This is a genomic window from Pseudomonas kitaguniensis (assembly GCF_009296165.1).
GTDB lineage: Bacteria > Pseudomonadota > Gammaproteobacteria > Pseudomonadales > Pseudomonadaceae > Aquipseudomonas > Aquipseudomonas kitaguniensis.
This window is the reverse complement of sequence record NZ_VUAZ01000084.1, coordinates 21,766-28,013: the sequence shown is the minus strand read 5'-3', so window position 1 is coordinate 28,013 and position 6,248 is coordinate 21,766. Positions and strand designations below refer to the sequence as shown.

The following is a 6,248-nucleotide window of genomic DNA, read 5'->3' as shown; positions in this document are numbered from 1 at the left end:
ATTCAGGTTGGGTTGCAGTCAATTTCAGTTGGAGTGCAGATGATTCGGGTTGGACTGCAGTCAATTCCAGTTGGAGTGCAGGATTCAGGTTGGGCTGCAGTCAACCCCAGTTGGAATGCAGCTAATTCAGGTTGGGTTGCAGTCAATCCCAGTTGGAACGCAGCTAATTCAGGTTGGACTGCAGTCAATCCCAGTTGGAGTGCAGGTAATTCAGGTTGGGTTGCAGTCAGTTACAGTTGGAATGCAGCCAATTCAGGTTGGAATGCAGTCAACTGTGGGAGGGGGCTTGCTCCCGATAGGGTCCGCACAGCCTGCATCAATCTGTCTTGGGCAACTCAATCACAAACCGTGTCCACCCAACCCTGGACTCACAAAAAATCCTCCCGCCGTGCGCCCGCACAATTGACTGGGTAATCGCCAGCCCCAGCCCCGCATGCTCGCTGCTGCCTTCATGGCGCGCCGGGTCTGCCCGGTAAAAGCGATCAAACAACCGAGGTAACAACGCCGCAGGAATACCATCCCCGGTGTTTTCCACTGAAAGTCTCACCCCGTCCGCTATGCGCACCCGCACCTCGCCACCGGCCTTGGTAAACCGCAGCGCGTTATCCAGCAAGTTCGACAACGCCCGACGCAACATGCCGCGATCGCCCATGGTGCGCGCAGTGCCCTCGCGCACCAGGCTGACCTGCGCGTCTTCCGCCAGCATCGCAAAAAAATCGAGCAACGCGTCCACTTCATCCTCAAGCGCCAACGGCTCGCGCTTGGGCATCAGCAAGCCATGGTCGGCTTTGGCCAGGTACAACATGTCATTCACCAACTGCGCCATCCACTGCAATTCTTCCAGGTTGCTGTGCAGCGCCTCACGGTAGTCCTCCAGCGCGCGCGGCTGGTGAGGATCACCTGCGTGTGGGTCAGCAGGTTCGACAACGGCGTGCGCAGCTCGTGGGCGATGTCGGCGGAGAACGCCGAGAGGCGCTGAAACGAGTCGTCCAGGCGGCCGAGCATGGCGTTGAAGGCGAGCGCCAGCTCTGTCAGTTCCACCGGCATGTGCTGCTCAGGCAAACGTTGGGTGAGGGAATGCGCCGACACACCGGCGGCGACCTCGCCCATGCGCCGCAACGGGCGCAAGCCACTGCGTGCGGCCCAGGCGCCGAGCAGCGCGGTGGCGAGTGCCGACAGGCCGACGGTCAGCCAAATCAAGTGCTGCATGCGTTGCAGGAAGTGCTGGTGATGAGTGATGTCGAGCATCAGGCTCAGTTGCGGCGAGCTGGGTTGGCCCGCCAGCAACGGCACGTTGTACACGCGGTAATCCGTGCCGGCGTTCTGCAGGCTGTGCAGGCCTGGCGTTGCGGGCAGGTCGACGCCAGGCGCGCCGTCATACCAGCGCTGGCCGGCGGCGCTGATGCGCAGCGTCAGGTCGGGTTGCCGACTAAGCTCGCTGCGCAACTGCGCTTCGCGCTGGGCGAACAATTGCGGGGTGTCGACGCCCTGCAACGTGCTGCGCAAGGCGAGTAATTTGCCGTCGAGCAACTGTTGGTCCAGCTCGACAAAATGCGCCTCGCTGGCCTGGTTAAACAACACCCCGGCAATCAGCGACACCACCGCAGTACAGGCGGCAAACAACAGTGCCAGACGGCTGGCGAGGGACAAGCGCTTGATCAATTGAAACGCTCCTCCAGCACATAACCCATGCCGCGCACGGTGTGGATCAGCTTATTGGGGAAGGGGTCGTCGACTTTCAGGCGCAGGCGGCGGATAGCCACTTCGATGATGTTGGTGTCGCTGTCAAAATTCATGTCCCACACTTGTGAGGCAATCAGTGACTTGGGCAGCACCTCGCCCTGGCGGCGCAGCAACAATTCGAGCAGCGCGAACTCCTTGGCGGTGAGGTCGATGCGCTGGCCATCGCGCTCGACGCGGCGGCGAATCAGGTCCAGGCGCAAGTCGGCCAGTTGCAGCGCGGTTTCCTGCGGTGTGCTACTGCCACGGCGCAACAGGCTGCGTACCCGCGCCAGCAGTTCGGAAAAGGCGAACGGCTTGACCAGGTAATCGTCGGCGCCCAGCTCCAGGCCATGCACGCGGTCTTCCACCGCATCGCGGGCGGTGAGGAACAGTACCGGGGTATCCAGGCCGGCACCGCGCACGGCTTGCAAAATTTGCCAGCCGTCGCGGCCCGGTAACATCACGTCGAGAATCAGCAGGTCGTAGTCACCGCTCAATGCCAAATGCTGACCGCTGATGCCCTCGGCGACCAGTTCGGTGGTAAAGCCCGCCTCGGCCAAGCCTTGACGCAGGTAATGGCCGGTTTTCGGTTGGTCTTCGACAATCAGCAGTTTCATGGGCAACTCTTGGCAACGGGTGACGATGGGCTTTATACCGTGGGCGCCAAGGCAGGGGCGCAACCTGACAAAGTTGTAATCTAGCAGTCAGCTGGCTGGCAGCGGCGCCATCTTAGAGTGCTACCCAAGCGGTTCACACATTTTTGGAGATACCCATGACCTTGCGTACACCCCTGTTGCTGGCGGGCTGCCTGTTGGCATTGAGTGTGGATGCGCTGGCTGACACGGCGCACACCTACGCATTTGGCCAGCCGGCGGCCGCCGACAAGGCCACGCGCACCGTGGAAGTGCAGTTGCAGGACATTGCTTTTTCGCCTAAGTTGTTGGACGTAAAAGCCGGTGAGACCGTGCGGTTTGTGCTGGTCAATAAAGGCCGGTTGCTGCATGAATTCAACCTGGGCGACGCGGCGATGCACGCCGAACACCAAAAAGAAATGCTCAAGATGCAGGCCAGCGGCATGCTCACCGCCACCGGCATCGGCAAAATGGACCATAGCGCCATGGGCCATGGCGAGATGGGCGGCATGCAGCACGACGACCCCAACAGCGTGCTGGTAGAGCCCGGCAAAACCGCTGAGCTGACTTGGACGTTCACCCGCGCCACCGGCTTGGAGTTTGCCTGCAACCTGCCCGGGCATTATCAAGCGGGCATGGTCGGCACGCTTAACGTCGATTGAGCCGGTGTGGCTTAGGCGCGGGGGCAAAGGCTGGTAGACTGGCGGGGTTTATTTAGCCAGGTTTCCGCCATGCATCCCGCAGCCGAACATTCGCCGCTGGGCAAGTCCAGTGAATACATCTCTACTTACACCCCTTCGTTGCTGTTCCCGATCCCTCGCGCTGCCAAGTGGGCCGAACTCGGCCTGAGCGCCGATAACCTGCCCTACAAGGGCGTGGATTTCTGGAACTGCTTCGAGTTGTCCTGGCTGCTGCCGCCCGGTAAGCCGGTGGTGGCCATCGGTGAGTTCAGTATCCCGGCCGACTCGCCGAACATCATCGAGTCCAAGTCGTTCAAGCTGTACCTTAATTCGCTCAACCAAACCGCGTTTGCCGACACACAAAGCCTGCAGGCGACATTGCGCACCGACCTCAGCGCCGCCGCCGGCAAGCCGGTGACCGTGCGCATCCGCAGCCTGGCGGACGTTGCAGCCGAAGGCGTGCAGGCCTTGCCGGGTGTGTGCATTGACGATCTGGACATCAGCGTCAGCAACTACGAACACCCACGCCCGGAACTGCTGCGCTGCGATGATTCGCGCATTGTCGAGGAGAGCGTGCACAGCCACTTGCTCAAATCCAACTGCCCGGTCACCAGCCAGCCCGATTGGGGCAGCGTGGCGGTGGAGTACCGTGGTTCGGCGCTGGATCACGCCAGCCTGCTGGAATACCTGGTGAGCTTTCGCCAGCACTCGGACTTCCACGAGCAGTGCGTAGAGCGGATTTTTCTCGACCTGCAGCGCTTGCTCAAGCCGGAAAAACTGACGGTGTATGCGCGCTATGTGCGGCGCGGTGGGTTGGATATTAACCCGTACCGCAGCACTGAAGAGGTGGCGTTCCAGAACCTGCGCCTGGCCCGTCAGTAAATCGAAAGGTGGGAGGGGGCTTGCCCCTTCCCACCTTTTGGTTTCGGGCCTGGATTAAATCCCGATGTTGCCCAAGGTGATCACGATATTGCGCAGCGTCCCGGCAATGCCCGGATGGTCGAGTTCGAAGCCTTCTACAGCACGATTCACATCGTCAGCAATGCTCGGTGCCTGAGTGGCTGGTTCCAATTCCAGTTGCAGTTCAAACCTGGCAAGCAAGGCTTCCAGCGCTTCACGTTTTTCCAGCGGCAGCGGCGGCTCCTGATTCAATTGCTCGCGCAGGATGTTGACCTGTTCTTGCAGTTTTTCGCGGGCAGGCATGGCGTTCTTCCTTTTATCGATAGGCACTGGCATAGACCGCGGCACGCCGGGAAAGGTCTACGGGCTGACCTGTAGATTAATCCACCGGGGCCGACTGTGCATGATCTTGATCAGGGCTTCTCGCCTTTAAGCTGGCGCAGGCGGATGTCTGCCAGGCAGCTGCCGAGCTCGCCGAGGTGGTCGATCACCGAGTGCACACCCAGCCCATACAGCGCCACTGTGGCTTTGCCGCGCTTAAGTTCGCGTTGCTGCTCGGTCAGCGCCTGCCATTGCTCGGGCGCCAGGCCGCACAGGGAGCCACAGGACGCCAGGCCAATGGTCCACAACCCGGCATTGAGGCCCGATTGCAGCAAACGCGGCTCACCACTCACCAGCACGCAGCCTTCCAGGCGTTCGATGTTTAACTCCATCAAGGCTTGCCAGCAGGCATGCGGGGCAGGCCAGCGCATGGCGGCGGGCGCAGTCGCCTTCAGCCAGTCAGGCAACGCGGCCGCCAATGGGCGGGTGACTGCGGCGGGCAGCTCGTCCAGCCAGGCGCAGGGCACGCCTTGCTCTTTGAGGTCATGCAGGATTTTTAATGCGCCATACGTGGCTTGGGAGTCGGGGGAGGGCGAATCACTTCGTGCCAGGGAACCAAAATCTACCAGGCAGCCACTAAGCCCGAAGAGCACGGCAGTCAAAGAGGGTGCGCTGGCGAGAGCAATTTCGGCCTGAGGCATCTAAAGGTTCCTGAAATAGCTGTGACGCTATCGGGCCAGGATGACAAGCACATGACACTCAGGTGTAGCTGTAGGAATTTTATCCATTTACCCGATGACGTTTCCTAGTAGATGCCTAACTCGACACTTCCGTCATATACTCACGTTCTTAATTCAGGGCATAGCGCCCATGACAGACTATTCAAGGAGCAAAAGCTATGCGCTGGAGCCAATATTTCGCTCAGCTATCTGTGTGTGCCACTGTCCTGTTGGCGCCGTTTGCGGCCCAGGCTGCGTCGGAAGACGACCCATGGGAAAGCATCAACCGTCCGATTTTCACCTTCAACGACACCGTTGATACCTATGCCCTCAAGCCTTTGGCGCAGGGCTATCAGTTTGTTACCCCGCAGTTCATGCAGGATGGCATCCACAACTTCTTCCGCAACATCGGCGACGTCGGCAACTTTGCCAACAACGTGTTGCAGCTCAAGCCACACGCGGCCGGTGTCGACACTGCTCGTTTGCTGATGAACACCACCTTCGGCGTGCTGGGCTTTATCGATGTAGGCACCAAAATGGGCCTGCAACGCAGCGATGAAGACTTCGGTCAGACCCTGGGTTACTGGGGCGTCGGCAGCGGTCCTTACGTGATGCTGCCACTGCTTGGCCCAAGCACCTTGCGTGATGCGCCGTCCAAGTACGTCGACAGCTACACCCAACCGTATCGCTATATGAACGATATCGGCTGGCGCAACAGCACCTTCGGCCTGAACATCGTTGACACCCGCGCCAGCTTGCTCGACAGCGAGAAGCTGATCACCGGCGACAAATACACCTTCATCCGTAACGCCTACTTGCAGAACCGTGAGTTCAAGGTCAAAGACGGCAAGGTTGTAGACGACTTTTAAGCTGTGACGTTTTGAAATGAAAAAGGCGACCCGTGTGGTCGCCTTTTTCGTACGCGGTTTTCAGCGCATTTTGAGGATTTTGAGGCCGAGGTGCTGGTCCTCGCCAGTCGTTTTGGCCCAAACGACCTCGGTGTCCGCCTCCAGGCCCTTGAGGGCGGCGTGCTCCGAATCGATGCGCACGGTCAGTGTGTCACCCACCGCAAACTGGCGAGGTGCCTGTACTTGCATGCCGGTGCTGGAAAGGTCCACACAGACCCCGGCAATTTCTTGGCCGGCGTGGATCAGGGAAACATCGGCATCCACTCGCATGCGGATGAAATCGCGTTTTTCGGCGTAGTCGCGCTCGTGTTCGCTCACAGCTGCCATCCTTACTTTGTGTTGTGGTGATGGCTGTTCTTATAACTC

Annotated in this window: 7 protein-coding genes and 1 pseudogene; 3 read left to right on the top strand and 5 right to left on the bottom strand. The window is 59.8% G+C overall.

Annotated elements, in window-relative coordinates:
- Positions 1–316: 316 nt before the first annotated feature.
- Both F0169_RS15170 and F0169_RS15165 read right to left on the bottom strand, forming a co-directional pair.
- Positions 317–1,662: pseudogene (locus F0169_RS15170) on the bottom strand (heavy metal sensor histidine kinase).
- Positions 1,659–2,339: a heavy metal response regulator transcription factor gene (locus F0169_RS15165; protein WP_152746969.1), complete on the bottom strand. Its 681-nt coding sequence runs from the start codon at positions 2,337–2,339 to the stop codon at positions 1,659–1,661. Before F0169_RS15165 ends, F0169_RS15170 begins: the two are co-directional and overlap by 4 nt.
- Positions 2,340–2,494: 155 nt before the next feature.
- On the opposite strand from F0169_RS15165, the gene copI reads away from it, so the two are divergent.
- Complete coding sequence (gene copI, locus F0169_RS15160) at positions 2,495–3,016, top strand: copper-resistant cuproprotein CopI (protein ID WP_152746968.1); 522 nt, start codon at positions 2,495–2,497, stop codon at positions 3,014–3,016.
- Between the two features lie 69 nt (positions 3,017–3,085).
- Positions 3,086–3,916 carry an NADPH-dependent 7-cyano-7-deazaguanine reductase QueF gene (queF, locus tag F0169_RS15155; protein ID WP_152746967.1) on the top strand — a complete coding sequence of 277 codons (831 nt, stop codon included), beginning with the start codon at positions 3,086–3,088 and terminating at the stop codon, positions 3,914–3,916.
- Between the two features lie 54 nt (positions 3,917–3,970).
- Here queF and F0169_RS15150 read toward each other — a convergent pair whose 3' ends face one another.
- A complete protein-coding gene (locus F0169_RS15150) occupies positions 3,971–4,237 on the bottom strand; it encodes a DUF4404 family protein (protein ID WP_058414752.1) in 267 nt (88 codons plus the stop codon).
- Positions 4,238–4,347: 110 nt separating this feature from the next.
- Complete coding sequence (gene pcrP / locus F0169_RS15145; protein WP_152746966.1) at positions 4,348–4,956, bottom strand: HAD superfamily inactivated hydrolase PcrP; 609 nt, start codon at positions 4,954–4,956, stop codon at positions 4,348–4,350.
- Positions 4,957–5,153: 197 nt separating this feature from the next.
- Here pcrP and F0169_RS15140 point away from each other — a divergent pair, with 197 nt between their 5' ends.
- On the top strand, positions 5,154–5,843 hold the full coding sequence (locus tag F0169_RS15140) for an MlaA family lipoprotein (RefSeq protein ID WP_058414750.1): 690 nt from the start codon (positions 5,154–5,156) through the stop codon (positions 5,841–5,843).
- A gap of 60 nt (positions 5,844–5,903) precedes the next feature.
- Here the strand turns inward: F0169_RS15140 and F0169_RS15135 are convergent, their stop codons facing one another.
- Complete coding sequence (locus F0169_RS15135; protein ID WP_058414749.1) at positions 5,904–6,200, bottom strand: PilZ domain-containing protein; 297 nt, start codon at positions 6,198–6,200, stop codon at positions 5,904–5,906.
- Positions 6,201–6,248: the final 48 nt, after the last annotated feature.